The following is a 26,525-nucleotide window of genomic DNA, read 5'->3' on the forward strand; positions in this document are numbered from 1 at the left end:
TCTTAATTTAAGGAGCTACATAAAGTTCATGGGTTCGGCATCGATGGTCACCGCTAAGCCGCGAGCGGCGCGCTGGGACCCCTGTCGAATCTGGTCTAAGACCGCTTTTAATCTTGGTTCGTGTTTATACTTGATGACTACTTGATAATAATACTTCCGCTTGACCCGCGCAATCGCTTTGGGCGTCGGGCCCAGCACGATGGCTTGGTCGCTTAAGCCCTGCTTCACGGCCGCTAAGATCTGGTACATCGCCTTAGCCGCGACCTGTTCGTCTTCGTGGCTGGCCGTTAGCTGGATGGCGTAGTAGTACGGCGGATAATTGCCCTGGTGACGCATGTGCATCTCGGTCACGAAGAACCGTTCGTAGTCCTGCGTCTGGGCCAGTTGAATGGCGTAATGGTCCGGGTTAAAGGTCTGAATGTAGACCTCCCCGGGTTTCTCGGCGCGACCGGCCCGGCCACTGACCTGCGTCAGCAGTTGGAAGGTCCGTTCACTGGCCCGAAAGTCCGGTAACCCCAGCGCGGTATCGGCGTTGAGGACCCCGACCAGCGTCACGTTGGGAAAATCCAGTCCCTTGGCGATCATCTGGGTCCCCAGCAAGATATCGGCGTCGTGCCGCCCAAATTGCTTGAGCAACCGTTCATGAGCGCCCTTCCGCCGGGTGGAATCCACGTCCATCCGTAAGATGCGGGCGGCCGGCAGGCGCTTTTGTAAGGCCTCTTCAACCTTCTGCGTCCCGGTCCCGTAGTAGCGGATCTTCCGACTATGACAGTTGGGGCAGACCTGCGGCACGGCCTCCTCGTGGCCACAGTAATGGCACTTCATCAGCCGCGGATTGACGTGGTAGGTCAGCGAGATGTCACAGTTCGGGCACTTCAAGACAAAGCCACAGTCCCGACACATCATAAATGACGAGAAGCCCCGGCGATTCAGCATCAACACCACCTGTTCGTGGCGGTCGAGGCGCTCCTGGATGGCGGTCATCAGTGGCGCCGAGAAATCGTCGTCGCCACTGTGTTGCTTGACCTCTTCACGCATGTCCACGATGTGCACCGTGGGCAGTGGCCGGTGATTGATCCGGTGATCGAGTAGTAGCCGAGTATACAGCCCCTTGGCCGCCCGCGCTCTGGTCTCTAGTGATGGCGTGGCACTCCCCAAGACCACCGGACAATCGTGATACTGACCGCGCCACAGAGCCACGTCACGGGCGTGGTAGCGCGGATTTTCATCTTGTTTGTAGCTACTTTCGTGTTCCTCATCCATGATGATGAGGCCCAAGTGGTGGATCGGGGCAAACACCGCCGAACGGGCGCCGACCACCACCGTGGCCTCGCCGCGGTCGATCCGGCGCCATTCATCGTACTGTTCCCCCTTGGACAAGCCGCTATGCAGGACCGCCACCTGGTGACCAAACCGCGACTTCACGCGGTTAGTCATCTGCGGGGTCAACGCGATTTCGGGGACCAGCATTAACGCACTGCAGCCCTGCTTTAAGGCCGTGGCGATGCTTTGCAGGTAGACCTCCGTCTTCCCGCTTCCGGTAACGCCTTCGACCAAAAAGGTCTGCGCGTTATGCTGGGTCACCGCCGTGCTGATGGCACTCACGGCGGCCCGTTGTTGGTCGTTTAAGGTCAATGGCTGGGTGGGAGCGACCGGTTGTTGGAACGGGTCGCGGTAGACCTCTAACGGTTGGCGCTTGAGCCAGCCCTTGGTCTCGCCGGCCCGAATCACCTCGGCACTCACCCCAGCGTCCTTGATTACCTTGGCCTGAGGCACCGGCTGGGTGGGCAGCTGCTGTAAATAGGTCAATAACGCCGCCTGCTTGGGCGCTCGTTTGGCCACACTAGCCGCTAAGTCCTGTAACTGGCTGGTCGGCAACGTGGTGGTGATGCCCGGCGTGGTCTTCACCGCCGCTTTGTCCTTGACCTGATAGGTCACCGTGACCCTACCCGCCTGCCGCAGTTTCAACAAGCCAGATAGCGTGGCCGCGTCGAGCTTGGTACTGTCAAACTCGCGGGCGCCCCCGTCCGGAAAGTAGGTGGCCCGTTCTTGGGCCGTCAGCTCGTCGGTGGGCGCAATCTCGCGTTCCACCTGGGCTTTGAGCAGGTTGGGCAACATCGTTTGAATGCAGGTAATCCGAAAGGCGTAGGTGGTAGTCGCCAGCCAATCGGCTAATTGTTGTAATTCTGAATTTAATACGGGGGCCAGGTCCAACACCGCTTGAATCGGCTTCAGCTGGCCCTCAAATTGCGTGTCGTCGGTAATCCCGACCACAAACCCCGAGACCACCCGGTGGCCAAAGGGGACCGTCACGCGCATCCCCGATTGGAGTTGGTCGCGTAAGGCGTCCGGAATGGCGTAGGAATACGGCTCGTTAGTTTGCATGGTTGGCACATCGACGATCACTTGGGCGATTTGCGCCACAATACCGCCCTCATTTCTGGTTAAAGATTTCGGCCACGTGACTAATTAGCGTCGTGGCGATGGCCCGTTTACTGGTCACCGGTGTCTGATCGCTGTGACCATCGGCAAACAGGAAGGTCACCTGGTTATTGTCCCCGTTAAAGCCGATATCGGCCCGGGAAACGTCGTTAGCGGCCAAGAGGTCTAAATGCTTCTTGGTCAGCTTCTGGCGGCCATTTTCGAGCAAATGCTGGGTCTCGGCGGCAAAGCCCACCACCACCTGGTCGGGTCGCTTGCTGGCGGCCACGGCCTGGAGGATGTCGGGGGTCTTCTTCAGTCGCAAGACCAGCTCGTCGTTATCGTTAGTTTTCTTGATCTTCTGGTCCGCGGCCGTAATCGGTTGGAAGTCCGCGACAGCGGCGGCCATGACCAACCCGTCGGCCGTTGGTAACCGGGTCAAGACGGCATCGGCCAGATCCTGGGTGCTTTCGATGGGCACCACGGTCACCCCACTGGGAACCGGCAACTTGGTTGGCGCCGTGATCAACGTCACGTCCGCCCCGGCCTGCTGGGCCGCCGCGGCGACCGCGTAACCCATTTTTCCCGAGGAGTCGTTGGTCAAAAACCGCACGGGGTCCAACCGCTCGCGGGTCCCGCCGGCCGTGACCAACAGGCGCTTGCCGCTCAGGGCGGTGGTCGTTTGGTTGTCTAATGGTAGCGTCGCCAATTGGCTCACGATGTCGGTGGGTTCCAAGAAGCGCCCCTGCCCGGCATAACCTTCCGCCAATAACCCGGTGGCCGGGGTCAGCACCTGCACGCCGTCGGCTAACAATTGTTGCCGGTTACGCTGGGTGGCGGCGGCCTGCCACATGTGGGTGTTCATGGCCGGAACCACGACTTTAGGAGCCGCGGTCGCTAACCAGGTGGCACTGGCCGCATCGTCGGCTAACCCGTTAGCCAACTGAGCCATCAGGTTGGCCGAGGCTGGGGCGGCTAACGCTAAGTCGGTCCAGTCGGCTAAGTCGATGTGGTCGATTTTCCCGTCGGCGTGCCACCAGCCGCTGTCGGTCAAGACCGGGGCCTTGGTCAGCGCCGCAAACGTTTCGGCGGTCACAAACCGGCTGGCCGCGGCGGTCAAGACCACTCGGACCGTGGCACCGGCGCGTTGCAGTTCTCGCGCCAACGCGGCGCCCTTGTAACTGGCCACGCTACCGCTGACGGTCAACGTGACGTGTTTATCCTGAAGCATCGCTAAACCTCCCATTCTGAACAAAAAGGCCAGATCACCCAACGGCAACCTGGTCTTTTCTCAGCCCCTAACTTAGGCGTTCAAATCCTTTTCGTCCGGATCAATCATCAAGGCGCCGGCCGCAATTTCTTCTAAGGCCCGGCCGATGGTCTTCGGCGACTTGTAGTCGGTCAGCAATGGCTTAGCGCCGGCGTCCAGTTCGTGGGCACGCTTGCTGGCTAACATAATCAAAGAATACCGTGAATCCACTTGTGCTAATAAATCATCAACTGAAGGATAAAGTAGCATTGTCTATTCGTCTCCAATCATCTGTTCGTAATCCGGCATCACCCGGGTTACCCGTAACCGTTCACTGCGAATAATCATTTGAATGCGTTCAACGGCCTTGCTGACCTCGTCGTTAACCACGGCATAGTCGTAGTTGCGCATCATCCGAATCTCACCCACAGCCTTTTTAATCCGCTTGTTGATCACGTCCATGGCATCCGTGCCCCGACCAATCAAACGGTGCTTTAATTCCATCAAATCAGGCGGCGTTAAGAAGACAAAAACAGCGTCCGGGCAATTTGCTCGCACTTGCATCGCGCCATTGACTTCAATCTCCAAGAAGACGTCTTTTCCCTGATCGAGGGTCTCATTTACATATTTTAACGGGGTACCATAGTAGTTGTCAACATACTTGGCGTACTCGAGCATTTCCCCGTTCCGAATATTTTCTTCAAACTCTTCCTTAGAAACAAAATAATAGTCGACGCCATTAACTTCCCCTTTACGAGGTTTCCGAGTGGTCATCGAAATGGAGTAGGAAAAGTCGGTCGCGCCCGTTTCAAAGAGCGCCTTGCGCACAGTTCCTTTACCGACTCCCGAAGGACCCGAGAGTACAATGAGCATTCCACGTTTCGCCATTGTCTAAAAATCCCTTCATTATTTGAATTCTAGTACGGTCGGCAACGCCATCACGCCTTACCGGCATTTAATCTATAGTTTACTATCTTACCACTATTTCGGGTCGGATGGCATCGTTCACCCGGATTTCTCACAAAAAAACTTGTCCGAGAAAAAGTCTTGCATTTTAGAACGCATGTTCGTATAATGAAAATACAAACAAACGTTCGAGGTGATCAGCATGCAAAACTCAACTGCGACCCGGTTAAATACGCTAACCGAACGCGTCGCGACCGTCTATAAGGAACTCTTCAATGAGCTGCCCGTGATTAACGGTCAAGTCGTTTATCCTCAGATGCCAGAATTTCAATTAACCTACTTTATCCAGCAGGCGCTTAGTCGCCACTACTTCGTTCAACTTCAATTTAAAGCGGCGCCGGAAGTGGCCCCCATGACGGTTAATGGTCACCTCAAACAAGACGCGGCCGGCCACTTGATTTTACGCGCCCCACAGTTCACCACGATTGTCACCCCGGAACTACTCCGATCCATTCAACGCGTTCAAGCCTAAATTAAATGTCCGCTCAACCATAACTGAGAGTATGGTTGGGCGGACATTTTTAGTTAATCATGATTAATCTTAGGACCGTTGTCGGCGCCAAGCCAGGTAACTCAAGAGACCACCGAAGAGTAGTAATCCCAATAAGACGCCCCTTGCCAGTTTTTGGTCGCCCGTTTGTGGCAAACGACCATGGTTCCGCCGAGCCGACGTGGTTTTTGCCCGGACCGACTCACCGCTTGCCGTTAAGTGCTTGGTGTGCGTCGCGGTTGACGTTGGCGTAGACGACCCCCCGTTCTTGCCATCCCCACCTAAACCACCGTAATTCAGTGGCGTACTACTATGGGTCTTCTGACTGGACGTACTGGTACTGGATGACGTGGAACTACTGCTGGGTGTACTACTGCTTGATGACGAGCTACTCGAACTTGAAGAATGGCTGGTTGTCGGCGTGCTCGTATCTTCAAACGTTATCTGTTGTTCCGCCGTTGATTTAGCCGTGACCGTAAAGGTCTTCTTTTCTGAACTAAGCTGATACCCTTTTGGCGGTGTCGTTTCCACAAACCGGTAATTTCCGACGGCCAAATCGGTAACGTGAATCTTACCTTGATCGTCCGTCGTTAAGTTTGTCTGAAAGTCTTGATAAGCCCCAGTCGCATCAGCTCGTTGCAGTGTGAAGACTGCTCCTGACAAGCTCTTTTTACTGGTGCCATCAATCTTCGTTAAGACGACGCTCCCCTTGGCTACCGGGGTATCCTCGGCCGTAACGGACTGGTCTACCTGGTTATCCGTCGCTGAAATGTTAAAGCTGACCGGATCCCCTAGCTCATATCCTTCAGGGGCCTTCGTTTCTCTAAACTGATACGTCCCCACAGTTAAACCACTGACTTTAATTTGACCAACCTTATTCGTCGTTAGATCTTGTTTACCCTTAACGGCAACATAGCCGTTGGTCGCTTCATCCTTTTTCTCTAAGCTATATTGGGCGCCCTCTAAAACCTTTTTATTATCGTTAGCATCGCGTTTAGTTAACGTTGCACTGCCCAGGTAAGTTTTCTGATCAGTTGCCGTCACTGTCGTCTCAACTGGTTGATTGCTGTCAATTTTAAACGAAACCGACGCACCTAAATCATAACCCGCTGGTGCCTTGGTCTCGACAAATCGATAATCACCAACGTCTAAGTCAGTTACCCGAATTTGGCCCTGATCATCCGTCGTTAAATTTAGTTTACCTTTAACGTCCGTATAGTCGGTTCCTTCCTTTCGCTGCAACTTATACTCTGCACCGGCTAATTTCTGTTGACTATCCTCAGCATCTTGTTTAGTCAGTGTCACGTTCCCTTTATATACCGGATCTTCAACCGCCACCGTATGATTTGCCGAAGCATCCGTTGCATTAATGCTGAACGTGACTGGTTGACTAAGCGCGTAGCCCTGTGGTGCCTGTGTTTCAACAAACTGATAATCCCCCACCTGGAGACCACCGCTATAAATTTGAGGTTCTATGTCAACTGTTGTTGGTAATTCCATTTATAAAATTGTCTAATCCTTTGAGATTAGGCAATTTTTTTTGAGCCCAAATGCCAGATGAATCCTTAATCTAAAGCTTGTGAAACAGCCAAAGCCGTACGCAACTCGCTTTATTACCTTGATTTTGTTATTAATACCCTCCATTGGACCATTTGAGAATTCATATCTCAATGCATTATCAACCGATTCTCGGTTCTCAACCAGTGCGTTCAACGCCTTCGTCATTTCTTCTGAGCCATTGTCTTTTCCGTCTAGAACTGTTTCTAGTCGAGCGATGTCACGGTACCTAACGGCACTCATGACCGTCTGTAACTGGTTATATGCTTCGCGTAATTCTTCGTTGATATCAAGAAGATATTCGACTACGCTATTCTCAGTTTGGCTTCCAGGAATGTTAGTGTAATTAGAGTACTTCTTTAAGTCCAACTTCTCGTTGGGCTTAAAGAACAGTCGCCAGTAACGCTTTAAAGCCTTATATTTCATGTTTGAAGGCGCATAGGATTTCATGATACGAATCCTTACTCGAGTGAATCCCCGCATCACGGAGTTAACGATGTGGAACCGATCGGTTACCACAATCGCATTTGGAAAAATAGATTCAGCTAGTTTGGGATAAGTGTAGTTCATATCTGTCACAATGACTTTGACGCTTTCTCTAGCTTTCTTCGTATAACGTTTAAAGTAATTCTCCAAATCATAGAGTGTCCGCGATTCCAGAATGTCCAAGAATTCACACCGAATACCATCCATAAATACAAAGCTCATGGATCCCTTTGCGTCTTTGGTAGACTTGACCTCATCCATGTTAATTACAGCCGGTAACCAGTCAAAACGCGTTTTGACGTTGCCCTGATAGCTTCTCATGATTCGCAGGACCGTTGTACTTGAGATGCTTAATTCGGTAGCGACATGACGCATCGAAACTGTTTCACTTAATTTTAGAAAACAGGCAAGTTTGCTTGTGTTAGAGATGGTGTGGTTTCGTTGAACTAGTGGTGTTTCCGCAAGAAAGTATTGTAGGCAGTGCTTACACTTGAAGTCCCGCTTTTTAAGATGAAGCTGGACATCCCGTTCGGCAGTTCGAGGCAATTTAACATTGGCCCAGCGCCAGCCATATTTGATAATACTTTTTTGGTTTAAGACACCACATTTGGGGCATGCTTTTGGACGATAGTCCAAAATTGCCTGCACTTTAAGTGGGCCCATCATTTCCAAGGGGTTCATCACTTTTAACTTTTTGATGTTGGGGTCTTTTATCCCCAGGATAATTTTAGTATCATTAGTCATAGGATATAGTCACTTTCTCTTTCTTGAAATGTGGTAGTGGATGGATATAGGTCTGCGACTATATCCCTTTTTTGTACATTTTTTTACATTCTTTGATTATACAAAAATATCCGTTGCCAGTAATCAAATTCATTTGATTACCAACAACAGATATTTTAGAACCAAATTTGACCAGCATCATTAGTGGTTATATCTTTTTGATAGGTCTCGTATTTTCCCGTGGCCAAATTCATCTTTTCTAAATCAAAAACAGCTCCCGACAACTTATCAGCGGTACCAGCCGCCGTCTTTGTCAATGTCACATCACCGATATAAACGCCATCGGCATCACCGTGACCCCCCCAACGAACATCCTTATTATCATGTCCTTGAAGTGAGCCATCCGGCACGTTCCCACTACCCGAACCGCTTCCAGTTGACCCACTGGATCCACTAGTTGAGGTCATTTCTGCATAATTAGAAAAGACCCCCGACGATACGTTTCCCATTTGGGTAGCCTGTGTCGTCGTAGAATAGTACACCGATAAATGATGCGTTACGTTTTTCAAGACAATCGTAATTTCGGAACCATTCGTACTGACCGACTCAATTGGAAAATTAGCAATTTTAGTGCCATCTTTTTCCTGTGTTTCCGCATAAATTGAATTAGGGTCCGTCTGAAAACTACTTAAGTAAGATGCAAATTGAGGCAATGTAAACCGTAGCCAGATAAACATGAGCGAGCTTATCATAACGCGTTGCAATCCTACGAAAGTTCTTCAACTGATTGAAGAAGTTCTCAATCAAATGGCGCTCACAATAAACGTGGTAATCACAGGTCCACTTGTCTTTGGTATTTTCCTTTGGCGGAATGGTATAGACGGCTGCTTTATCTTTAATATACTGGCGAAGTTTCGCGGTGCCATAGGCTTTATCCGCGATAATATTTGATTGAGAAATATCGAAGCCTTCCAGCAACTCACTGGCAACTTGGCTATCATGTACTTGACCACCTGTTAGGCGAAAACCCAAGGGATTCCCTAATCCGTCAACGAGTGCGTGAATCTTGGTCGTTCGGCCACCTCGACTTAGTCCAATAGCTTGATTTTCGACCATACATTCGGCGTTTTTTTTGCCCCAGTGGCCTTTTGATGCGCTCGAACGATCGTTGAATCTAAGCTCAAGTTTTCCATGTCGGGATTGTCAATCAATTCGAGAAAAACCTGTTCGAACAAGCCTGAACTTACCCAGGCTCGGAAGCGACTATACACCGTTTTCCAAGAGCCATAGCGTTCAGGTAGATCACGCCAAGGAGCCCCGCTGCGCATGAGCCAGAGGATAGCGTTGAGGGCGGTACGGTTGTCTAGGCTTGATGGACGGCCAGTCCGGTATGGCGGGAAGTATCCTTTGATTCGGTCCCACTGAGCATCTTCCAGTTCGTATCGTTTAGGTGTTGTCATCGGAATGCCTCGATTCGTTTTTCCTCAGATTATACCTGAATTTTTAGTTTTCAGACAGTCCCTAGATTAAATAGCATTTTATATAATAAATAAGTTCATTATCACTAAAACAACTTAATCGAATTTTTACTCCCGATAAAACCACCAAGTAGTCATCGTTGCTTTAAGCTATTGCCGCTTAGCCTTGGCTTCGTCAGCCAGCGTCAGCAGTTCGTGCGCGTGCTCCACGGCCAACTTGGTGACCTGGGTCCCCGCCGACATCCGGGCGAGTTCATCCACCCGCTTGGTGGCGTTCAACCGCGTCAACTGGGTTTCCGTACGGTCGCCAACGATCTGTTTGGCAATAAAGAAGTGGTGATCGGCCATTGCCGCAACCTGTGGCAGGTGGGTAATACATAAAACTTGAGAATTTTGCGCGATGCCGCTAATCTTTTCGGCAATCGCCTGGGCTACCCGGCCACTGACCCCGGTGTCCACTTCGTCGAAGATAATGGACGTGACGCCCTGGGATTCCGAGAAAATCGTCTTGAGCGCCAGCATGATCCGGGACAGTTCCCCGCCGGAGGCAATCTTGGCGAGGGGCCGCATGGCTTCACCGGGATTGGTCCGCAGGTAGAATTCAACCTGGTCCAAGCCGGTGCTCAATAACGGATGCCCCGTGGGCCGATCGAAGTGGACCGCAAAGACAGTCTTGGCCATGTACAGGTCGGCTAATTCGTGATGAATCGCCGTTTCTAGGTGCTTAGCCGCGGCTTGGCGCGCCGTACTCAACTGTTCACCGATGGCCTGTAACCGGGTCTCCTGGTCGCTCACCCGGTCTTCTAAGTCGTCGGCCGTTTCGTCGGTGGCTTCCATCTGCTTTAATTCAGCCGCAATCTGGTCGTAATACTTTAAGACCTGGGCTTCCGAGTCGCCGTACTTATACTTCAACTGGTTGATGACTTCTAAGCGCCGTTCAATTTCATCCAACCGGCCCTCGTCCCATTCCAACGAATCGAGCTGCGACGATACGTCGCCCACCGTATCACTCAACGTGTAGTAGGCATTCTCCAGGCTGGTCGCAATCTGTTTGAAGTCGGGTGCCAAGTCCGCAATGCCCTGCATCGCCTGCAGGGCACTACTCAACTGGTCGTTGACCCCCGGGACCGTGTCTTCCCCGGTCAAAATGACCTGGGTGCGCTGCAACGCATCGTTGATCTTCTGGAAATTATCCAACCGGTCGCGTTCCGCCACCAACGACGTTTCCTCGCCGGGTTGGAGTTGGGCCGCTTCGATCTCGTTGACCTGAAACTTCAACATATCGAGGTGTTGGGCCCACTCCTTCTCGTTGGCCCGCCGATTTTCCAGCGTAGCCTTCAATTTTTTATAGGCCTGATACAACTCCTGATACTGCTGGCGTAACGCCGCTACCTTAGTCCCGGCAAACTCGTCGAGCATCCCCAAGTGTTTCTCTGGTTGCATCAGCTCCTGGTGCTCGTTTTGCCCGTGAATGTCGACGGCGGTCTCCCCAATGCGCTTTAACGTACTGGTGTTAACCAACATGCCGTTAACCCGACAAACGTTGCGGCCGTTCGCGTGAATCTCGCGCTGCAAGATCACGCTGCCGTCCTCGTGGTCAATTCCTAGGTCATCGAGCACCCGGTAAGTGACCCCGTTTTCCGGGAACACGAAGCTTCCCTGGATGACGGCCTTACTGGTCCCGGTTCGCACAAAACTCGCCGACCCCCGGCCCCCCGCAAGCAGGCCCACGGCGTCAATAATGATGGATTTTCCGGCCCCGGTTTCCCCGGTAAGCACGGTCATCCCGTTTTTAAAAGTCACATCAAGGTGATCGATAATGGCAAAATTTTTAATGGACAGCTCTTGTAACACGTTTTGGCCCCCTATAACCTAAACGACCACCGCTACGTCGTCAGCGGAAGCTGGTCGTGAGTTGTGGTCGTTTCTGATTAATCCGCAAGCATGCGGTCAATCGTCTTTTCCAATTGTAAGGCACCCTGATGGGAAACACAAATCGTCAAAACTGTGCCGTCGTCTCCGACCGTGCCGAAGACAAAGTCGTAACGCATCTGATCCAGCAGTGACGCAATTACCGGTCCGTTGCCGGGCAGGACCTTCAGAATTGTGAACTGATCCTGAACGGCAAAGGAGACGTAGGCGTTGCGTAAGGTTCGTTGCAACTTTTTTTGCGTATCAACTTTCTTTTGTACCGGCAAGCTGTAACGATAACCTCCGGATTCGGCCGGGAGTTTAACCAGTTGCATTTCTTTGATGTCCCGTGAGATCGTCGCTTGGGTGACGTGAATGCCCTCCGCGGCCAGCAGACTGACAAAGTCTTCCTGGCGCTCGATCTCCCGTGTCGTCAACAACCGTTTCAACAACTGCTGTCGTTCGTGTTTCTTCATACCTAGCCCCCCTTAGCTGCTAAAAATGCATAAACCTATCATATACCAGCGCTAAGGAATTGGAAAGCATATTCTCATAATTTTCTCATAGTCTATTGTTTTAGGCGCTCATAGGCTGCCGTTACGGTCTGTTCTACCGAAACCGTATGCGCACAAACTGCATCTTTATCAACCGATCGCAAGTGAATCAAAAACTCGATGTTGCCTTCGCCCCCCTTAATGGGTGAGAAATCTAATCCCAAAACACTATAGCCGGTCTGCAAGGCAAAGTCGATAATCGCCTGGACTACCGCGAGATGGACGGCGCGGTCTCGCACGATCCCGTGGGCACCAACTTGGTCACGATCCGCCTCGAATTGGGGCTTGATCAGTGCGGCCACGTCGCCGCCGACCTTGAGAATGGCCTTGAGCGGTGGCAAAATCATTTTTAACGAAATAAATGAGACGTCGATTGAGGCAAACGTCGGTTGACCGTGAGTAAAGTCGCTCAACTTACTATACCGAAAATTGGTATGCTCCATCACGATGACCCGGGGGTCCTGTCGGAGCTTCCAGACCAACTGGTTGCTGCCGACGTCCAGCGCATAACTCAATTTCGCGCCGTTTTGGAGCATCACGTCGGTAAAGCCCCCCGTTGACGATCCGATATCTAAAACCACCCGATCAGTCACGTCGATGCCAAAGACCTCGAGGGCCTTGGCCAGCTTGAACCCACCCCGCGACACGTAGGGCAACGGGTGACCCTTGCGGTGCAGTTCCGTGTCGATGGGCACCAACGACCCCGGCTTGTCCAGCCGCTCTTCGTTATTGCCCAGAATTTCGCCGGCCATGACGGCTCGTTTGGCGTCATCGAGATTATCGTATAGGCCCTGTTCCACTAATAAATCCGCAACTCGTTTCTTTTTCATTTCTGCACCCGATCCGTCTTGAAGTAACTAAAGAATGCGGCCAACAACGTGGCGTCTTGGTCGGCCGGTAAGTCCGCTAAGGCGGCTTGTCCCGCCGCGATGGTATCGATCAACGCCTGGTTGGCCCCGGTCAATCCTAGTTTCCCCGGGTAGGTGTTCTTGGCCTCCCCGGCGTCTTTTTGGGTGGCCTTGCCCAGTTCGGCGGGCGTGGCAACCACGTCTAAAATATCATCGTAGATCTGAAAGGCTAACCCGAAGGCGTCGGCGAACCGTAAATACGGCACCCACTGTGCTGGTGGGACTTGCCCCAAGATCAACCCGGCCTGAACCGCGTAATGCAGTAAGGCCCCCGTCTTTTCTTTGTGCAGGGTCCGTAACTGGGCTAAGGGCAGGTCAACGTGTTCAGATTGAATATCCCGCGCTTGACCAGCCACCATTCCGTTGGGCCCGGCTGCGTGGGCTAAGCCCTTCACCAGGGCGGCTTGCACATTGGCCGGGAGTGCCGTGGCCGTTAACCACTGAAAGGCTAACGTTAAGAGGCCGTCGCCGGCCAAGGTCGCCATCCCCGCCCCAAACTTCATGTGGTTGGTGGGTTCCCCCCGCCGCAACGGATCGTTATCCATGGCGGGCAGGTCGTCGTGAATCAGCGAATAGGTGTGGAGCAGCTCCAAGGCCATCACGGGCCGCCAGTCGCGCGCCTCATCAAACGTGCCACCCACGGTAGTCAACGTCGCCACCGTGAGTAACGGCCGTAACCGTTTGCCCCCCGCCAAGAGCGAATAGGTCATCGCATCGGCTAACCGGGCGTCCGTGGTGTCTTCCTTAACGGCGACCGCCAACGGGGCGTTTAACCGTGGCACCCAGAGGTGTTCAAAGTCACTGAGTCGTTGACGCGCCTTACTTGGCATCCGAAGCGCCCCCTTGTGGCGTTTCAAACGGCACTTCTTGGTCGTCGTCCGTCATCATGGTGGTCAACGTTTTCTCGGCGTCTTGCAGCGTGGTCTGGAGGTCCTTACTTAACGCCACGCCCTTTTGAAATTGGGCTAGGGCTTGTTCCAACGGGACGTCGCCTTTTTCCAATTGGGCCACGATGTTTTCTAGGGTACTCAAGTTTTCTTCAAAGGTTGGTTGTTGTTCAGTCATGATTTTCCTCCGTTGCTGGTGTAATGGTCTTAATCTCCACCGTCGCCGTCCCGTCGCTCAAATGAATCGTCGCGGGTCCCGGCTTCAACGCCGCCGTCTGGCGAATGATCTGGTCGTCTTGGGTCACGTAGCTGTACCCGCGACTCATGATCTTTAAGGGGCTCAAATAATCTAGGCCGCTGGCTAGCTGGGCCACGTGGGTCTCCTGGGCCGTCAGATACCGGCGCATCTCCGTTTGTAACCGCGCTTGGGTCTGCTGGACCGTTTGTTGGGCCTGGTGAATCCGGGGCAACGGCGACTGACTACTCAACCGCTGTTGGGCCAGTTGGGTGCGCTGCTGCCAGGTCTGCAATTGCGTGTGCATCTGCTGGGTCAGTCCCTGTTGGGCCCGGTCCAAACGCTGCACGTAGGTCTCGTACAACCGCTGGGGTTGCCGGAACACGTAAGCGCTGAGTAGCTGATTGAGTCGCTCCTGCTGGAACTTGATCCGGTTGGCCATCGCGTTGACCAGCCGGGTCCGTTGCTGTTGCAGCTTGACCAGTTCATCGCTAAGGACCGGTACCGCTAATTCGGCCGCCGCAGTAGGGGTTGCGGCCCGCACGTCGGCTACTAAATCGGCAATCGTGGTATCCGTCTCGTGGCCGACCGATGAGATCACGGGTAGTTGGCTGGCCGCAATCGCGCGGGCCACCGCCTCTTCGTTAAACGGCCAAAGGTCTTCGATAGAACCACCCCCGCGGCCGATAATTAGGGTGTCAAACGTCCCGTTAGCGTTTGCCCGTTGGATTTGCCGGACGATATCGGCGGCCGCGTCGTTGCCTTGTACCAAGGCCGGGTACAACACAATCTGAGCAATCGGGTACCGCCGCCGCGTCGTGGTGATAATATCTCTGATCACGGCCCCACTAGGACTGGTCACCACCGCGATACGCTTAGGAAAGCGGGGTAACGGCCGCTTGGGCGCTGTAAATAGGCCTTCTTGAGACAATTGTTTTTTTAGCTGTTCGTAGGCCTGGTAGAGTTGGCCCACCCCATCGGGTTCCATGCGTTCCACGTAGATCTGGTAACTGCCACTGGGCTCGTATAACGAGATCCGGCCAACCACCAGGACCTTCATCCCGGTTTCCGGCGTAAACTTTAACTTTTCAAACGCCGAGCGAAACATGATGGCACTAATCTTGGCGTGGTCATCCTTCAAGCTAAAGTACTGGTGGGCGTGCGGCCGCAACCGGAAATTCGAAATTTCGCCGGTTAGATAGACCTTACCCAGGTACGGGTCCACATCAAATTTACGTTTTAAGTACTGGGTCAACGCTGTGACCGTCAGATAATCAGTTGTTGCCACGCTGTTCACTCCACTCACATAAATCAACCGTCTGTTGCATCAACGTCGCGATGGTCATGGGCCCGACCCCGCCGGGAACCGGCGAGATGGCGCTGGCCACATCCTTGACGGCTTCAAAATCGACGTCGCCCGTCAACTTACCGTGCGCGTCTCTGTCCATGCCCACGTCGATCACGATGGCGCCCGGCTTCACGTCGGGGGCCTTAATCAGGTGCGCCACCCCGGCCGCCACCACCAAAACGTCGGCCATGGTGGTCAGATCGCGAATCCGTGGGTCGTGACGGTGCGTGACCGTGACGCTCATATCGGCATTTAACAATAACGCGCCCATCGGTCGGCCCACAATGTTACTGCGCCCCACCACCACGGCTCGTTTTCCCACCAACGGCTGGTGGAGACTCTTCAGCATGGTCATGATGCCCTGAGGGGTACAGGATACCGGGTAGTGGCCCGGCAGATTTCCGAAGAGCCGACCGGTATTGAGCGGGTGAAACCCGTCCACGTCCTTAGCCGGATCGATGGCGTTAAACACGGCCCGTTCATCCAGCGGCGCCGGTAACGGTGATTGCACCAGGATGCCGTGGACCGTGGGGTCGGCGTTATAGGCCGCCACCACGGCTAATAGTTCTGCTTGGGTGGTCGTGGCGGGGAGTTCCCGTACCACGGAACGAATCCCTAATTGAGCGGCCTTCCGGTGTTTGTTACGCACATAAATCGCACTGGCAGGATCCGTCCCCACCATAATAACGGCCAAGCCTGGGACCACTCCCCGTTGGGCCAAGCGGGCCACACGTGCCTGCGTTTGGTCGTTTAACGCCCGTGCCAGTTGTTTTCCATCGATAATAGTTGTCATGTCGCGAACTCCCCCTATTGATTAGTTGAATTAGTCGGCAACGAAGCCACCGTTGCGGTTAAAGAACGGTCGGATCTCGTATCAGATCCCGGGGTCCTTCGCCAAAAGTCATAGGTCAATTTTAGCATATTTGTTTCAGAAACCCCTAGCGTTCTTCCCGCAAAACTCATTCTGTAAACTCAAGCATCGCCAATATAAAAAGCGACCACCGCTAAAAGCAGTGATCGCTTAATTTTGAAAGCTTAGGTTACGCTTGCGCATCGTTCGCGTCGTCGTCCAACGTATGGGCCAAGACCCCGTTGATGAACCGCCGGGACCGGTCGTCACTGAAGTTCTTGGCTAATTCCAAGGCTTCGTTAACGGCCACCCGATTCGGCACGGCTGCGACGTGGTCGATTTCGAAAAAGGCCATGCGTAAAATGACCAAATCGGTCTTCGCAATTCGTTGCAGTTGCCAACCCGCGCTCAGGTACTGGTCAATCTGCGCGTCTAATTCCTGTTGGTGGTCTAAGACCCCGGTTACTAGGGTTTGCAGATAGTCGGGTACCGGCACAATCTGGTCGGGGTCGTCCGTTAACACTCGTTGGTACAACGCCTCTTGATCAGCGTCGGCGTTAGCATTAAGGGCGAACAGCATCTGAAACGCTCGCTCCCGAATTTGATGTCGTGTAAGTGTCACGATTGCTCACTGTCTCCTTCATCTGGCTGGTTGAACAGGTGATCCGGATCAACCTGCTGCGCCGTCTTTTCGGGAATGACGCCTTCCACGTGAACGTTGACTTCACGCAAGTCAAGGTCCGTCATGAACAACAATTGTTGCTTCACGCTATCTTGAATGGCTAAAGCAACCTTGGGAACGGCGACACCGTAATTCAAGTAAACGTAGACGTCCACGGCGAGTTCGTCACCATCAAACGTCAACTTTACCCCTTTACCGTGTTCCTTACGTCCAAAGAGCTCATTGACACTATTAGCCAAAGAGCCCCGCATCCGCGCAACGCCTTCGGTTTGACTAGCCGCAATGCCGACAATAATTTCGAGCACTTGCGGTGCGACTTCAATCTTCCCCAAGGCCGGTTCCTTTGATTCTAAAATGATATTCGTATCTTCTGCCATTCGTTGACCCTCCCTTACAGGTTAAACTTTGGTTCAGCCAGATAACCCCTAGGCCCGTGAAATGTAGGTTGAATCCTGGGTGTTAATGGATAACTTGTCGCCTTCGTTAACGAAGAAAGGTACTTGAACAACCAAGCCCGTGGTCATGGTTGCTGGCTTAGAGCCACCAGAAGCCGTATTCCCTTTAATACTTGGTTCCGTCGAAGCCACTTCTAAGACCACCGTGTTCGGAACGTCAATCCCTAAAACTTCGGCATTGTATTGGACCAAATCCACGTTCATGTTTTCTTGTAAGAAGGGAAGTTGATCCTTAATCTTTTCGTCGGGAACGGAGATTTGTTCGTAGTTATCCGTATCCATGAAGACCCGGCTATCGCCGTCTTCGTACAAGTACTGCATACTGCGAGTTTGGATGTCCGCTTGTTCCATCTTAGCACCGGCCCGGAAAGTCTTTTCTTGCACGGCACCAGTCCGTAAGTTCTTCAGCTTCGTCCGGACGAACGCGCCACCCTTACCTGGTTTAACGTGTTGGAATTCCAAGATGCGCCAGATTGCGTGGTCCACTTCAATCGTTAAACCGTTTTTAAAATTAGCAGTAGAAATTGCCATAATGTTGTCAGCCTCCTAAAAGATGTCCTCTTTATAATATCAATTCTTCCCCCTAAAAAGCAAGACAGGGGGCTAGTTTATAAGATAATTAAATTCCGGGGCACCGTGGTCAGTTCCCGGTGGCCGTCAGCGGTCACCAGTAAATCGTCCTCGATGCGAATCCCGCCTTGATTCGGGAAATAAACGCCTGGTTCCACGGTCACGACCTGGTTAGCCGCTAACACGTCCGGCCAGTTGCGACCGATGTTCGGCCCTTCGTGGATGTCGAGTCCGATGCCGTGCCCGGTGCCGTGAATAAAGGCTGCGCCGTAACCCTGTTCCGTCAGGTAATCACGTCCCAATTGATCGAGTTGCCCACCCGTTACGCCGGGACGGACCGCCGCCTTGATGGTCTCCTGGGCCGTCTGGACGGCCTGATAGGCGCGCTTAAGAAATTCTCCTGGGTCACCCAATGCCACCGTGCGGGTTAGATCGGACGTGTAACCGTCCACGTAAAACCCACAATCGATGGTGACCAAATCGTGAGTTGCGAGCACCTTGTCGCTGGCTTGCCCGTGTGGCCAGGCCGAACGGGCCCCACTGGCCACGATGGTGGGGAAACTCTCCCCGCTGGCCCCGTGGTCTTGCATCCATCGCGTCAGCCACAAAGCCACCGCGCGTTCCGTCATCCCGGGACGCAGCACCTTAAATAAGGCTTGGACCCCCTGACTGGTCAGCGCCGTGGCCTTTTTAAGCGCGGCGAGCTCGGCGGGATCTTTGACCTGACGTAAGTGATCGACCACGTTAGCCAACGGCACCGGGTCCGCCGTTAGATGTTCATCTAGCCAGGCAAACTCCCGAAGACTCAACGTATCCTCTAACCCCAGTACCGTGGCGTTATCGGCCTGCAAAATGTCGTTGACCGCTTGCAGGTAATTTCTGGTAATCACCAGTGGGACCGTGGGGATCGTGGTCGTGAGCTCAGTTTGATACCGCGCATCGGTGATGAACACGACCCGCTTTGCCGTAATTAACAGGTACCCATCGCCGGGCAACACGCTCGTCCCCACTAAATAGCGTTGATTGCTCGGGGCTTGGACCAAGAAACTATCGATACTTAGGGCTGTGAATTGGGCTCGCAGCCGGTCAATCCGTTCTGGCATGGAACATCCCTCCTCAAGGTTGTGAAGCAAAAGAAGAGCCTAAAGCGAATTGGTCTCGCCTCAAGCTCTTCAGTCGTACGAGGAAAACCCCGTGATTATTTAGCTGCTTCTTCGGCAACTGGGTATACGGAAACTTGGCGCTTGTCGCGGCCCAAGCGTTCGAATTTAACGACGCCCGCAACCTTGGCAAACAACGTATCGTCACCACCACGGCCAACATTGACCCCTGGGTAGATGTGCGTCCCGCGTTGACGGTAAAGGATAGAACCACTCGTTACAGTGGAGCCGTCAGCAGCCTTCGTCCCAAGACGACGACCAGCAGAGTCCCGACCGTTAGCAGTGGACCCACCACCTTTATGGTGAGAGAAGAATTGTAAGTTCATGTTCATCAGCATTTGTTTCACCCCCGTGGTTTTAGTCGCTAACCTCGTTGACCTCAACGAAATCGGCGTAGTTCGTCGCGACGTCCCGTAATCCATCCGCAAAACTCTGGAGTAGCGTTTGTCCCTTAAGTTCAGCCGGTGCTTCCAGCTTTGGTGGCAGGGTTACTTCCAGAAAGCCCCCCGCCTGATCACGATTATCCACGGTTACCGGAATCTTAGCGACTCGTTGTAGACCGTTGACCGTCGTGATCGCAAGTACCGAAACTGCGGCACAAACGATGTCCTGACCGTATTCACCGGAGTCGGCGTGGCCAGTGATTTGAAATGAATTGATTCGATCGGATCCGTGATGGATCGTAGCGTGAATCATCCGGACTCGCTCCTTTTAAGCTTTAACTTTAAGCGTTGATCGCGTCAATGACAACCTTGGTGTATGGTTGACGATGACCCTTCTTGGTGTGTTGGCCCTTCTTTGGCTTGTACTTGTAGGTCACAACCTTCTTTTCCAGACCCTGCTTTTCAACAGTTCCAGTTACAGTTGCGCCATCTACAGTTGGCATCCCAATCTTTGGCGTTTCGCCGCCGACAAACACGACTTGGTCAAAAGTGACCTTAGCGCCGGCCTCAACGTTTAACTTTTCAACGTAAACAGCTTGGCCTGCTTCGACCTTGTACTGCTTACCACCAGTTACGATAATTGCGTACATCTATGTGCACCTCCTTGTAAGTAAAAGACTTAGACTCGCCGAAGACAAGTGATCGGTCACCCGATACTTAGGAACTTGTTCCGAGCGGTTGCAGCTGTGGAAGTCCACAAATACAACATGAAAATTGTACTGGAAACCAGTAAGGTTGTCAAGGATTATTTTGCCGACCTACTGCCAGCAGCCCGATGACTAAAAACAGGTTCGAGACGATGGCCTCGAACCTGTCATTTCGTTAATAGTCGCCAGCTTGGCGGTCCAGATTAATCTGGCGCTTGGCTTCATAGGCCGTTTGGATCTCGTCTTGGCTAAAGCCCAGATCGACGAACCCCCACTTGAGAAACAGCCGCCACGCGTGCCGGTAATCGTCCTGCCGGTGATCGAAGTGACTGTTAAACAGCATTCGTTTTAAGATTAAGTATTGTTGGTCTAAATCCTTGGCCGGCCGACTCTTCGCCAACGTGGTCAGGTCTTCTTCGGTCAACATGATGAGGTGCGTCCAGGTCTTCTTGGCCGCCACCAGTAGGAAAAAGTCGAGGGCGTCTGTATACTCAGTCAACAGCGTTTCGCGCGCCGTCTTACCGGCATCGGCCTTGCCCCGGTGAGTCTTCCAGACCTTGAACCACTCAGAGGTATTGGCCACCTCCGCTAATTCCACGTCCAACGCCACGTAGGCGTTTTCGATTTGCCGTGGTCGGGACAATTCAATGTCGCGCTCACGGGTAATCTGCTCGTCTAAAGCAATGGACTGTTGTACCAATTTAGCAAGTTGTAGCACCCAAATTCCTCCTAGCCAAAAATCAACGGATCCGACACAATTTCCAAATCATCCAGATTTTCTAAGTACCAATCCCGCATGAACGGGTAACGCAGCAAAACGTCAAACCAGGAGACGCGTTGCTCATCGTCGTGCACGGTTAGTACCCATTCTGGTTGGCCTTCGAGCTGGTTATTGAAGATATCTACGACCACGTTTTTATCCAGTTGAATCTGGGCACCGTTGCCGTTAACGCCGTTAGTCAACATGAAGTCGTTCTTGGCGGCCGTCACGAAGAGTCGATCGACCACTCCCGCCGGCAAATCGGCGGCCCGCACGGCGTAGTTTTGTTGGTTAGCGGCGTCCAGAATATTAAAGTCCACGGAGTATCCGTAGTCTTCCTTTAAGTAGCGCGCAAAATCCACCAGAATCTGGACGGAGGCCTTGACAGTATCGGCTGGAACCGTGTCGTGCAGATCAATGATGAACAGTTGGGTTAGCGCATGACTGTTAAACCGAAACATCTTGCGGTCTAAGTTGAGGTAAAACAGCGACTGCCCCGTCGCCTTTTCCCGGTAGAAGACGCCCCCGTTTTCGGAGGGCTCAATCCGGAAATTGAAAGTGCCCCGATCACCCAGCGGCGTTAACTGTTGGGTCAACTCTTCGTGGTGATCGCGCGACTGCAGCATCACGTGCTTGCCTTGATCGTGCAGCTCTAACATCCGCGCCATGAATAGCAGATAATAATCCGCGTTGCTGTATTGGTGCGGGAAAGTCACGTAGTCCGAGTCCAACTTGAAATCCGCCAGTTGCGTGGCGGCCGCGACTAACTCGTCGGCATCGTGGGTCTTGATCAACTGATCCATTAACTTGGTAAACGTCAAACCGGTCTCCAAACCACTCTTAATGGCCTCGTTATAGTTCAACAACCGGCCACTCGTAGTCAGCGTCGACGGATCGTTTTCGTTAATCATCAGTCTTCACCCCGCCTTCGCTCTTGCCAATCAGACTGTTTAAATAGTCCGCATATAAGCTCTGGTTGTGCGCTTCAAAGTGTTCGAAATCATCAAAGGCATCCTGAATACTCTACTTTTCGTAATTCAAGATGGTATCTTCCTTCGATAACACCAGAATCTTATCGTCGTTTTCCTTGATGGCCTTGTGGGCGTTCAGCGCCTTTTCGTCTTGATCGGCCAACTCGGTTAACTGGTCAACGATTTGTTGCCGCTCGTCTTTAATCTTACTGGTATCCCACGGCATACTACTCTTTTGACTGTTTTCCTTAAGCTGTTCACGCAACTGCGTCTTCTGGTTATCCCGGACGGATTGAGCATCCATGAGCTTTTGTAATTGTTCACTTTCACTGGAGATTTGTTCAATCTTCGCGGTGTTTAACCGTTGGTGTTGGGCTTCTAATTCAAACGATTTTTGAAGTTTTTGGTATTCGGCCTGATCGAAATTAAACTTCACGTTAATCACGTCGAGGTCCCCGAATAACCGCCGGTCCCACCAATTTCCAAAGTAAATGTGAAACAGACCGGTCGTGTATTCTTCGTAATAGAAAAATGGATAAATATGCCCTAAATAATCAATTAAGTTATCACTTAAATAATGGCTGATCTGGAGATGAATGTTATCGACCAATTCAGCCAGATGGTTAACGGCCCTAGCGGCGCGCGTCTTCTTAACTTCTTGGTAGTAACGAACTTGATCGAGCAATTCGTATACTTGCCGGTCGTCACCGTGTTGAACCGCTGCCTGTAACGTGCTCAAGTAATCGAGTTTGTTGGCGATTGCCTGGGTTAAGACGTCGGCAGCACTTGTTTGCTGTTCTTGATTTTCCATGAATTATCCCTCATTCTCGTGTTCTTAGGCACTGCCGTGAACATTGGTTATACGTTTATGTTACCAAAAAAATGCGGAGAATAAAGCAGTTTGCGCGAATTTCGAGTAAAAACAACACTTTTTTTATAATCCGTTTGATTTTCACCGAACCGCTTTAGCAAAACCGGTAAGCGACGCCACGTCGCCGCCCACCGACACCATCCGGCACACACCACTCCCCCCGAGTAATCAAAAACCGCTGACGGTCCACAGACCGCCAACGGTTTTTATAACTAACTTGGTTGAACGTGACGCTGAGCCTAACGGCGACGTCTCGTTTAGTACAGTTCCAGGTACTGGTCACGTTCCCACTGGGAAACCTGGGTCCGGTAAGAATTGTATTCCAAGTTCTTCGCTTCAATGAAGCTTTGATAGAGGTGGTGCCCCATGGCGTTACGCATCACATCGTCGGCTGCCAAGTCCTTCAGTGCGTTGTGTAAGGTATCCGGCAAGTTGGTGATGTGATTTTCCTGCCGTTCTTCGGCGTCCATCCGGTAAATGTTCCGGTCCACGGCTTCTTGTGGGGCTAACTTATTACGTAACCCGTCCAAGCCGGCTTCGAGTACCGCCGCAAGGGCCAAGTAAGGGTTGGCCGCTGGATCAACACTCCGTAATTCCAACCGTGTGGACAGGCCGCGTGAGCTTGGTACCCGGATTAGAGGTGACCGGTTAGACCCGGACCAAGCCACGTATACGGGAGCTTCGTAACCGGGAACCAGCCGCTTATAACTGTTGACGATGGGGTTGCAGATCGCCGTAAAGCTCCGCGCGTGCTTCAGCAAACCACCCAAGAAGTGGAAAGCATCTTCAGACAACTGCATGTCGCCCTTTTCATCGTAGAAGGCGTTCCCCTTATCATGGAATAAGGACATGTTCAGGTGCATCCCGGACCCGTTGATGCCCGCCAACGGTTTCGGCATGAAGGTCGCATACAGCCCATACTTACGGGCGATGGTCTTCACCACCAGCTTGAAGGTTTGGATATTGTCGGCGGCAGCTAACGCATCGGCATACTTAAAGTCAATTTCGTGTTGGCCCGGTGCGACTTCGTGGTGCGCAGCTTCGACGTCAAAGCCCATTTCTTCCAGGGTCAAAACGATTTCGCGGCGGCAGTTCTCCCCTAAGTCCATCGGAGCCATGTCGAAATAGCTACCCTTATCGTTTAATTCCGTCGTCGGTTTCCCATTTTCGTCCATCTTGAACAGGAAGAATTCGGGTTCGGGACCGATGTTGAAGTCGGTAAAGCCGGCCTTGCGCATATCCGCCAGAACGCGAATCAGGTTATTCCGTGGATCACCCTCAAAGGGTTGGCCATCCGGCGTGTAAACTTCACAAATCACCCGTGCGATTTTGCCCCGTTCCGTACTCCAAGGGAAGATCATCCACGTGGACAGGTCGGGATACAGGTACATATCGCTTTCTTCAATGCGGACGAAGCCATCGATTGACGACCCATCAAACATCAACTTGTTGTCTAATAATTTACCTAATTTGCTGATGGGTACTTCCACGTTCTTAATCGTGCCAAATAAATCCGTAAACATTAACCGCAGAAACTTCACGTCTTCGTCCTTGGCCATCTGGCGAATATCATCTTTCGTGAATGCCGGTTTTGCCATGCAAATCGCTCCCTATCAAAATTTTTATGCCAAAGTATCAACTATTACAGGGGTCGGTGCGGATCTAGGTTATTGGGTGAATGCCCCAATCCCCCTTGGCGAATGAACTCGTCCTGCAGGATTCGCCGGACATCCGCATCCGTCAGGGGACGTTCCTGTGCCGCTTTACGCGCGGCAGCGGCTTTCGCCTGCTGGTCATAAATGGCCTTGATGCCCGCCACGTTGACCCCCTCATCGAGGTAATCCTTAATTTCCAACAACCGGTCAACATCGTTTAACGAATACATGCGCCGATTGCCATCGTTACGTTGCGGGGTCACTAGCCCCTGCGCTTCGTAGTAGCGGATCTGCCGCGCCGTAAGATTCGTTAACTTCATTACGGTACCAATCGGCAGGACAGCCAGTGACCGCCGGAGTTCTTTTCCTTTCAACCTACCGGCCCCCTTCAACTATACCGATATCATACCACGCCACCGGGGGGAGTCAAGATGAGATGTTATGTTTTATGACATCTATCGTTAATTTTCCCCAATCTTTAGTTAATCGTAATAACTAATGGGTCAACCACAGAGCCACCCGCTGATCAATCAGGGCGCGCTGTTCCGGGTGCTGTACCAAATCGTACCAAACCGCGGTCGTCTGGTGTTTAAACCAGGTCAATTGGCGTTTCGCATAGTGGCGTGAATCCTGCTTGACCTGGTCAATGGCTGCCGGTAAGCGCTCGGGTTGATCCAAAACGGGCAACAATTCGCGGTAGCCAATACCACTCGCCGCCGGCAAAGCGGCGCCCCCTTGTTGGGCCAACCAACGGACTTCATCAAGTAGACCATTTTGGATCATTAGGTCCACCCGGGTGTTAATTCGCCGATAGAGTAACTGCCGATCGGTCGTCAGGGCCACGTAGCGTTCATCATAGGCGGGACCGCCGTTCGCCTGATGGGAGAAAAGTTGCCCCGTAACCTGGATAACTTCTAACGCACGGACGGTCCGGCGAACATTGGTTGGCGGAATCTTAGCGGCGGCTAGCGGATCTTGCTGGTGTAACCGATCCCATAGCGCTTGCGGCCCGTGTTCGTCTGCCTCGGCCCGTAATTGCGCTCGTAAGGCGGGATCCCCGGGCGCATCGGCCCCCAACGCTAAGCCATCAAATAGCGCCTGTAAATAAAAACCGGTTCCCCCGGCAATAATCGGCAGGTGGCCGCGTTGCGTAATCGCCGTAATCAGCGGCCGCGCCGCCGCCACGAACTGAGCCACGGTAAATTGTTGCGTCACGTCGCACACGTCGATGAGTTGGTGGGGGGCCTGGCGTTGTTCGGCGGGAGTGGCTTTAGCCGTGCCGATGTCTAAGTGACGGTAAACCTGCATCGAATCGCCCGAAATGATCTCCCCGTTAAACTTTTGGGCCAACGCAATGGCTAACGCGGTTTTCCCAACCGCCGTGGGCCCTACGATCGCTAACACTTTCTCCATAATTCGTCGCTCCTCGTTAATTGCTAAGATAAGGGTACCATAGGTGGCGACCGCGTGCCGGGCAAAGTCTGTGGGTGACCGGATTTTTCCGGCGCTTAAAGCTAAAACACTAGCTATTTTCTCCGGAACCTTGCATAATGGAAGCGGATAACTAACTTACTCATTGAAAGGGGTCTACTGACCATGAAGCATTTTACCAAGGGATTCTTATTTGGCGTCGTCGCGACGGCCAGTGCCGTTGCCGGTGCCGTCTTCTCCTTTAAGAAAAAGGTCGTGCAACCGATCGAAGATCAAGAAGCCCGGTTCGAAGAAAACCGCAAAAAAGCCAACCGCAAGAGCCACTCCGCTCATCACGGCTACTAACTCAAAAAGGTTCGTCCAGTCTTACGACCGTGACGAACCTTTTTTGACGATTAATACTTCGTTTTTTTCGTTTTACCTTCCCAACGTGCGTAACCCGTCTTCAAGATATAAATCTCCTTGAAGTCGTCCTTCCCCAATCTGATGGCCGCGCGGGTACTTAACGCTTTCCCCTGATCATACAGGTAAACCGGCAAATCCGGCCGCAATTGGTTATGATAAGCCGCAAACGTGGAATAAGGAATGTTCCGGGCACCCAAAATGTGACCAGCATCAAAATCCTTCTTTTCCCGTAAATCAATGACTTGAGCCTTCCGCATACCTTCTTGGAAGGTTTTCTCGTCGATGAGCGTGGCGACCCGGTTACGGCGTAAAACGGTACTTAACTGCCAACCGCCCCAAGCTACTAAAATCAAAATCAAGATGATGGTATAAATTGTCCACCCGGAAACTGCAATTACCAAAACAAAATCGT

31 protein-coding genes and 1 other annotated feature are annotated in these 26,525 nt (G+C 52.4%); of the genes, 2 read left to right on the forward strand and 29 right to left on the reverse strand.

What is annotated here, in order from left to right:
• Positions 1-15 precede the first annotated feature (15 nt).
• The 4 genes from priA to gmk all read right to left on the reverse strand — a co-directional run bounded on the left by priA (position 16) and on the right by gmk (position 4,558).
• Entirely contained in the window at positions 16-2,424 is a 2,409-nt protein-coding gene (gene priA, locus RI501_RS08270) for a primosomal protein N' (RefSeq protein ID WP_313821647.1), read from the reverse strand.
• 10 nt (positions 2,425-2,434) lie between these two features.
• The gene (coaBC, locus tag RI501_RS08275; RefSeq protein WP_313821649.1) at positions 2,435-3,652 is read right to left on the reverse strand and encodes a bifunctional phosphopantothenoylcysteine decarboxylase/phosphopantothenate--cysteine ligase CoaBC; all 1,218 of its coding nucleotides are present in this window, start codon (positions 3,650-3,652) and stop codon (positions 2,435-2,437) included.
• Positions 3,653-3,724: 72 nt separating this feature from the next.
• Positions 3,725-3,940 carry a DNA-directed RNA polymerase subunit omega gene (rpoZ, locus tag RI501_RS08280; protein ID WP_020089007.1) on the reverse strand — a complete coding sequence of 72 codons (216 nt, stop codon included), beginning with the start codon at positions 3,938-3,940 and terminating at the stop codon, positions 3,725-3,727.
• A gap of 3 nt (positions 3,941-3,943) precedes the next feature.
• Positions 3,944-4,558: a guanylate kinase gene (gmk, locus tag RI501_RS08285; RefSeq protein ID WP_057734291.1), complete on the reverse strand. Its 615-nt coding sequence runs from the start codon at positions 4,556-4,558 to the stop codon at positions 3,944-3,946.
• A 220-nt stretch (positions 4,559-4,778) separates the two neighbouring features.
• Here gmk and RI501_RS08290 point away from each other — a divergent pair, with 220 nt between their 5' ends.
• Positions 4,779-5,108, forward strand: a complete 330-nt coding sequence (locus RI501_RS08290) for a hypothetical protein (RefSeq protein ID WP_313821653.1) — start codon at positions 4,779-4,781, stop codon at positions 5,106-5,108.
• 69 nt (positions 5,109-5,177) lie between these two features.
• Here the strand turns inward: RI501_RS08290 and RI501_RS08295 are convergent, their stop codons facing one another.
• From RI501_RS08295 to miaA, 24 genes are all read right to left on the reverse strand, one after another.
• Positions 5,178-6,626: a SpaA isopeptide-forming pilin-related protein gene (locus RI501_RS08295; RefSeq protein ID WP_313821655.1), complete on the reverse strand. Its 1,449-nt coding sequence runs from the start codon at positions 6,624-6,626 to the stop codon at positions 5,178-5,180.
• A 12-nt stretch (positions 6,627-6,638) separates the two neighbouring features.
• Complete coding sequence (locus RI501_RS08300; protein ID WP_313820033.1) at positions 6,639-7,913, reverse strand: ISL3 family transposase; 1,275 nt, start codon at positions 7,911-7,913, stop codon at positions 6,639-6,641.
• Between the two features lie 155 nt (positions 7,914-8,068).
• Positions 8,069-8,629: a hypothetical protein gene (locus RI501_RS08305; RefSeq protein ID WP_313821657.1), complete on the reverse strand. Its 561-nt coding sequence runs from the start codon at positions 8,627-8,629 to the stop codon at positions 8,069-8,071.
• A protein-coding gene (locus tag RI501_RS08310) for an IS5-like element ISLpl3 family transposase (RefSeq protein ID WP_096109514.1) occupies positions 8,577-9,352 on the reverse strand; the annotation gives its coding sequence in 2 pieces (ribosomal slippage) (positions 8,577-9,028 and positions 9,028-9,352; 777 coding nt in all). Before RI501_RS08310 ends, RI501_RS08305 begins: the two co-directional genes overlap by 53 nt.
• A 168-nt stretch (positions 9,353-9,520) precedes the next feature.
• A complete protein-coding gene (gene recN / locus RI501_RS08315) occupies positions 9,521-11,224 on the reverse strand; it encodes a DNA repair protein RecN (protein ID WP_313821659.1) in 1,704 nt (567 codons plus the stop codon).
• A 77-nt stretch (positions 11,225-11,301) separates the two neighbouring features.
• Positions 11,302-11,757, reverse strand: a complete 456-nt coding sequence (locus tag RI501_RS08320; RefSeq protein ID WP_313821661.1) for an arginine repressor — start codon at positions 11,755-11,757, stop codon at positions 11,302-11,304.
• 92 nt (positions 11,758-11,849) lie between these two features.
• Positions 11,850-12,665, reverse strand: coding sequence for a TlyA family RNA methyltransferase (locus RI501_RS08325; RefSeq protein ID WP_313821663.1), 816 nt, complete (start codon positions 12,663-12,665; stop codon positions 11,850-11,852).
• Positions 12,662-13,573 carry a polyprenyl synthetase family protein gene (locus RI501_RS08330; protein WP_313821664.1) on the reverse strand — a complete coding sequence of 304 codons (912 nt, stop codon included), beginning with the start codon at positions 13,571-13,573 and terminating at the stop codon, positions 12,662-12,664. The genes RI501_RS08325 and RI501_RS08330 overlap by 4 nt, the downstream gene beginning before the upstream one ends.
• Positions 13,563-13,808, reverse strand: a complete 246-nt coding sequence (locus RI501_RS08335) for an exodeoxyribonuclease VII small subunit (protein ID WP_057734278.1) — start codon at positions 13,806-13,808, stop codon at positions 13,563-13,565. Before RI501_RS08335 ends, RI501_RS08330 begins: the two co-directional genes overlap by 11 nt.
• Positions 13,801-15,153: an exodeoxyribonuclease VII large subunit gene (gene xseA / locus RI501_RS08340; protein WP_313821668.1), complete on the reverse strand. Its 1,353-nt coding sequence runs from the start codon at positions 15,151-15,153 to the stop codon at positions 13,801-13,803. Before xseA ends, RI501_RS08335 begins: the two co-directional genes overlap by 8 nt.
• Positions 15,140-16,006, reverse strand: a complete 867-nt coding sequence (locus tag RI501_RS08345; protein WP_313821670.1) for a bifunctional 5,10-methylenetetrahydrofolate dehydrogenase/5,10-methenyltetrahydrofolate cyclohydrolase — start codon at positions 16,004-16,006, stop codon at positions 15,140-15,142. The genes xseA and RI501_RS08345 overlap by 14 nt, the downstream gene beginning before the upstream one ends.
• Positions 16,007-16,253: 247 nt before the next feature.
• Positions 16,254-16,685, reverse strand: coding sequence for a transcription antitermination factor NusB (gene nusB, locus RI501_RS08350; RefSeq protein ID WP_313821672.1), 432 nt, complete (start codon positions 16,683-16,685; stop codon positions 16,254-16,256).
• The gene (locus tag RI501_RS08355) at positions 16,682-17,122 is read right to left on the reverse strand and encodes an Asp23/Gls24 family envelope stress response protein (protein ID WP_057734269.1); all 441 of its coding nucleotides are present in this window, start codon (positions 17,120-17,122) and stop codon (positions 16,682-16,684) included. The genes nusB and RI501_RS08355 overlap by 4 nt, the downstream gene beginning before the upstream one ends.
• A gap of 48 nt (positions 17,123-17,170) precedes the next feature.
• Positions 17,171-17,731 (reverse strand): elongation factor P, encoded by a 561-nt coding sequence (gene efp, locus RI501_RS08360; protein WP_313821675.1) that lies wholly within the window; start codon positions 17,729-17,731, stop codon positions 17,171-17,173.
• A gap of 77 nt (positions 17,732-17,808) precedes the next feature.
• Positions 17,809-18,873: a M24 family metallopeptidase gene (locus RI501_RS08365; protein WP_313821677.1), complete on the reverse strand. Its 1,065-nt coding sequence runs from the start codon at positions 18,871-18,873 to the stop codon at positions 17,809-17,811.
• Between the two features lie 95 nt (positions 18,874-18,968).
• Positions 18,969-19,262, reverse strand: a complete 294-nt coding sequence (gene rpmA / locus RI501_RS08370; protein ID WP_313823178.1) for a 50S ribosomal protein L27 — start codon at positions 19,260-19,262, stop codon at positions 18,969-18,971.
• Between the two features lie 25 nt (positions 19,263-19,287).
• On the reverse strand, positions 19,288-19,626 hold the full coding sequence (locus RI501_RS08375) for a ribosomal-processing cysteine protease Prp (RefSeq protein WP_313821680.1): 339 nt from the start codon (positions 19,624-19,626) through the stop codon (positions 19,288-19,290).
• A 28-nt stretch (positions 19,627-19,654) separates the two neighbouring features.
• Positions 19,655-19,963 (reverse strand): 50S ribosomal protein L21, encoded by a 309-nt coding sequence (gene rplU, locus RI501_RS08380; protein WP_057734261.1) that lies wholly within the window; start codon positions 19,961-19,963, stop codon positions 19,655-19,657.
• A gap of 21 nt (positions 19,964-19,984) precedes the next feature.
• Positions 19,985-20,063: a sequence feature (ribosomal protein L21 leader region), on the reverse strand.
• 132 nt (positions 20,064-20,195) lie between these two features.
• A complete protein-coding gene (locus tag RI501_RS08385) occupies positions 20,196-20,738 on the reverse strand; it encodes a dUTP diphosphatase (RefSeq protein ID WP_313821684.1) in 543 nt (180 codons plus the stop codon).
• Positions 20,739-20,749: 11 nt separating this feature from the next.
• A complete protein-coding gene (locus tag RI501_RS08390) occupies positions 20,750-21,691 on the reverse strand; it encodes a hypothetical protein (protein WP_313821686.1) in 942 nt (313 codons plus the stop codon).
• 112 nt (positions 21,692-21,803) lie between these two features.
• Complete coding sequence (locus tag RI501_RS08395; protein WP_313821688.1) at positions 21,804-22,562, reverse strand: exonuclease SbcC; 759 nt, start codon at positions 22,560-22,562, stop codon at positions 21,804-21,806.
• A 317-nt stretch (positions 22,563-22,879) separates the two neighbouring features.
• Positions 22,880-24,220 (reverse strand): type I glutamate--ammonia ligase, encoded by a 1,341-nt coding sequence (gene glnA / locus RI501_RS08400; protein WP_313821690.1) that lies wholly within the window; start codon positions 24,218-24,220, stop codon positions 22,880-22,882.
• A gap of 44 nt (positions 24,221-24,264) precedes the next feature.
• On the reverse strand, positions 24,265-24,651 hold the full coding sequence (locus tag RI501_RS08405) for a MerR family transcriptional regulator (RefSeq protein WP_313821692.1): 387 nt from the start codon (positions 24,649-24,651) through the stop codon (positions 24,265-24,267).
• Between the two features lie 121 nt (positions 24,652-24,772).
• On the reverse strand, positions 24,773-25,690 hold the full coding sequence (miaA, locus tag RI501_RS08410) for a tRNA (adenosine(37)-N6)-dimethylallyltransferase MiaA (protein ID WP_313821694.1): 918 nt from the start codon (positions 25,688-25,690) through the stop codon (positions 24,773-24,775).
• A gap of 183 nt (positions 25,691-25,873) precedes the next feature.
• On the opposite strand from miaA, the gene RI501_RS08415 reads away from it, so the two are divergent.
• Positions 25,874-26,053 (forward strand): DUF3042 family protein, encoded by a 180-nt coding sequence (locus tag RI501_RS08415; RefSeq protein WP_057734247.1) that lies wholly within the window; start codon positions 25,874-25,876, stop codon positions 26,051-26,053.
• Positions 26,054-26,103: 50 nt separating this feature from the next.
• Here RI501_RS08415 and RI501_RS08420 read toward each other — a convergent pair whose 3' ends face one another.
• Positions 26,104-26,514 carry a rhodanese-like domain-containing protein gene (locus tag RI501_RS08420; protein WP_313821697.1) on the reverse strand — a complete coding sequence of 137 codons (411 nt, stop codon included), beginning with the start codon at positions 26,512-26,514 and terminating at the stop codon, positions 26,104-26,106.
• Between the last annotated feature and the right edge of the window lie 11 nt (positions 26,515-26,525).

Origin of the sequence: Levilactobacillus zymae (assembly GCF_032190635.1) — a bacterium.
Classification (GTDB): domain Bacteria; phylum Bacillota; class Bacilli; order Lactobacillales; family Lactobacillaceae; genus Levilactobacillus; species Levilactobacillus zymae_A.

Coding starts and splice junctions, on each gene's coding strand:
- coaBC (WP_313821649.1), bottom strand. CDS start 3,652: ATGCTTCAGGATAAACACGTCACGTTGACCGTCAGCGGTAGCGTGGCC.
- RI501_RS08290 (WP_313821653.1), top strand. CDS start 4,779: ATGCAAAACTCAACTGCGACCCGGTTAAATACGCTAACCGAACGCGTC.
- RI501_RS08335 (WP_057734278.1), bottom strand. CDS start 13,808: ATGACTGAACAACAACCAACCTTTGAAGAAAACTTGAGTACCCTAGAA.
- RI501_RS08365 (WP_313821677.1), bottom strand. CDS start 18,873: ATGCCAGAACGGATTGACCGGCTGCGAGCCCAATTCACAGCCCTAAGT.
- RI501_RS08375 (WP_313821680.1), bottom strand. CDS start 19,626: ATGATTCACGCTACGATCCATCACGGATCCGATCGAATCAATTCATTT.
- efp (WP_313821675.1), bottom strand. CDS start 17,731: ATGGCAATTTCTACTGCTAATTTTAAAAACGGTTTAACGATTGAAGTG.
- glnA (WP_313821690.1), bottom strand. CDS start 24,220: ATGGCAAAACCGGCATTCACGAAAGATGATATTCGCCAGATGGCCAAG.
- rplU (WP_057734261.1), bottom strand. CDS start 19,963: ATGTACGCAATTATCGTAACTGGTGGTAAGCAGTACAAGGTCGAAGCA.
- RI501_RS08415 (WP_057734247.1), top strand. CDS start 25,874: ATGAAGCATTTTACCAAGGGATTCTTATTTGGCGTCGTCGCGACGGCC.
- RI501_RS08395 (WP_313821688.1), bottom strand. CDS start 22,562: ATGGAAAATCAAGAACAGCAAACAAGTGCTGCCGACGTCTTAACCCAG.
- RI501_RS08320 (WP_313821661.1), bottom strand. CDS start 11,757: ATGAAGAAACACGAACGACAGCAGTTGTTGAAACGGTTGTTGACGACA.
- RI501_RS08355 (WP_057734269.1), bottom strand. CDS start 17,122: ATGGCAGAAGATACGAATATCATTTTAGAATCAAAGGAACCGGCCTTG.
- RI501_RS08300 (WP_313820033.1), bottom strand. CDS start 7,913: ATGACTAATGATACTAAAATTATCCTGGGGATAAAAGACCCCAACATC.
- rpmA (WP_313823178.1), bottom strand. CDS start 19,262: ATGAACATGAACTTACAATTCTTCTCTCACCATAAAGGTGGTGGGTCC.
- RI501_RS08330 (WP_313821664.1), bottom strand. CDS start 13,573: ATGCCAAGTAAGGCGCGTCAACGACTCAGTGACTTTGAACACCTCTGG.
- RI501_RS08295 (WP_313821655.1), bottom strand. CDS start 6,626: ATGGAATTACCAACAACAGTTGACATAGAACCTCAAATTTATAGCGGT.
- miaA (WP_313821694.1), bottom strand. CDS start 25,690: ATGGAGAAAGTGTTAGCGATCGTAGGGCCCACGGCGGTTGGGAAAACC.
- RI501_RS08305 (WP_313821657.1), bottom strand. CDS start 8,629: ATGTTTATCTGGCTACGGTTTACATTGCCTCAATTTGCATCTTACTTA.
- RI501_RS08325 (WP_313821663.1), bottom strand. CDS start 12,665: ATGAAAAAGAAACGAGTTGCGGATTTATTAGTGGAACAGGGCCTATAC.
- RI501_RS08345 (WP_313821670.1), bottom strand. CDS start 16,006: ATGACAACTATTATCGATGGAAAACAACTGGCACGGGCGTTAAACGAC.
- rpoZ (WP_020089007.1), bottom strand. CDS start 3,940: ATGCTACTTTATCCTTCAGTTGATGATTTATTAGCACAAGTGGATTCA.
- gmk (WP_057734291.1), bottom strand. CDS start 4,558: ATGGCGAAACGTGGAATGCTCATTGTACTCTCGGGTCCTTCGGGAGTC.
- RI501_RS08390 (WP_313821686.1), bottom strand. CDS start 21,691: ATGATTAACGAAAACGATCCGTCGACGCTGACTACGAGTGGCCGGTTG.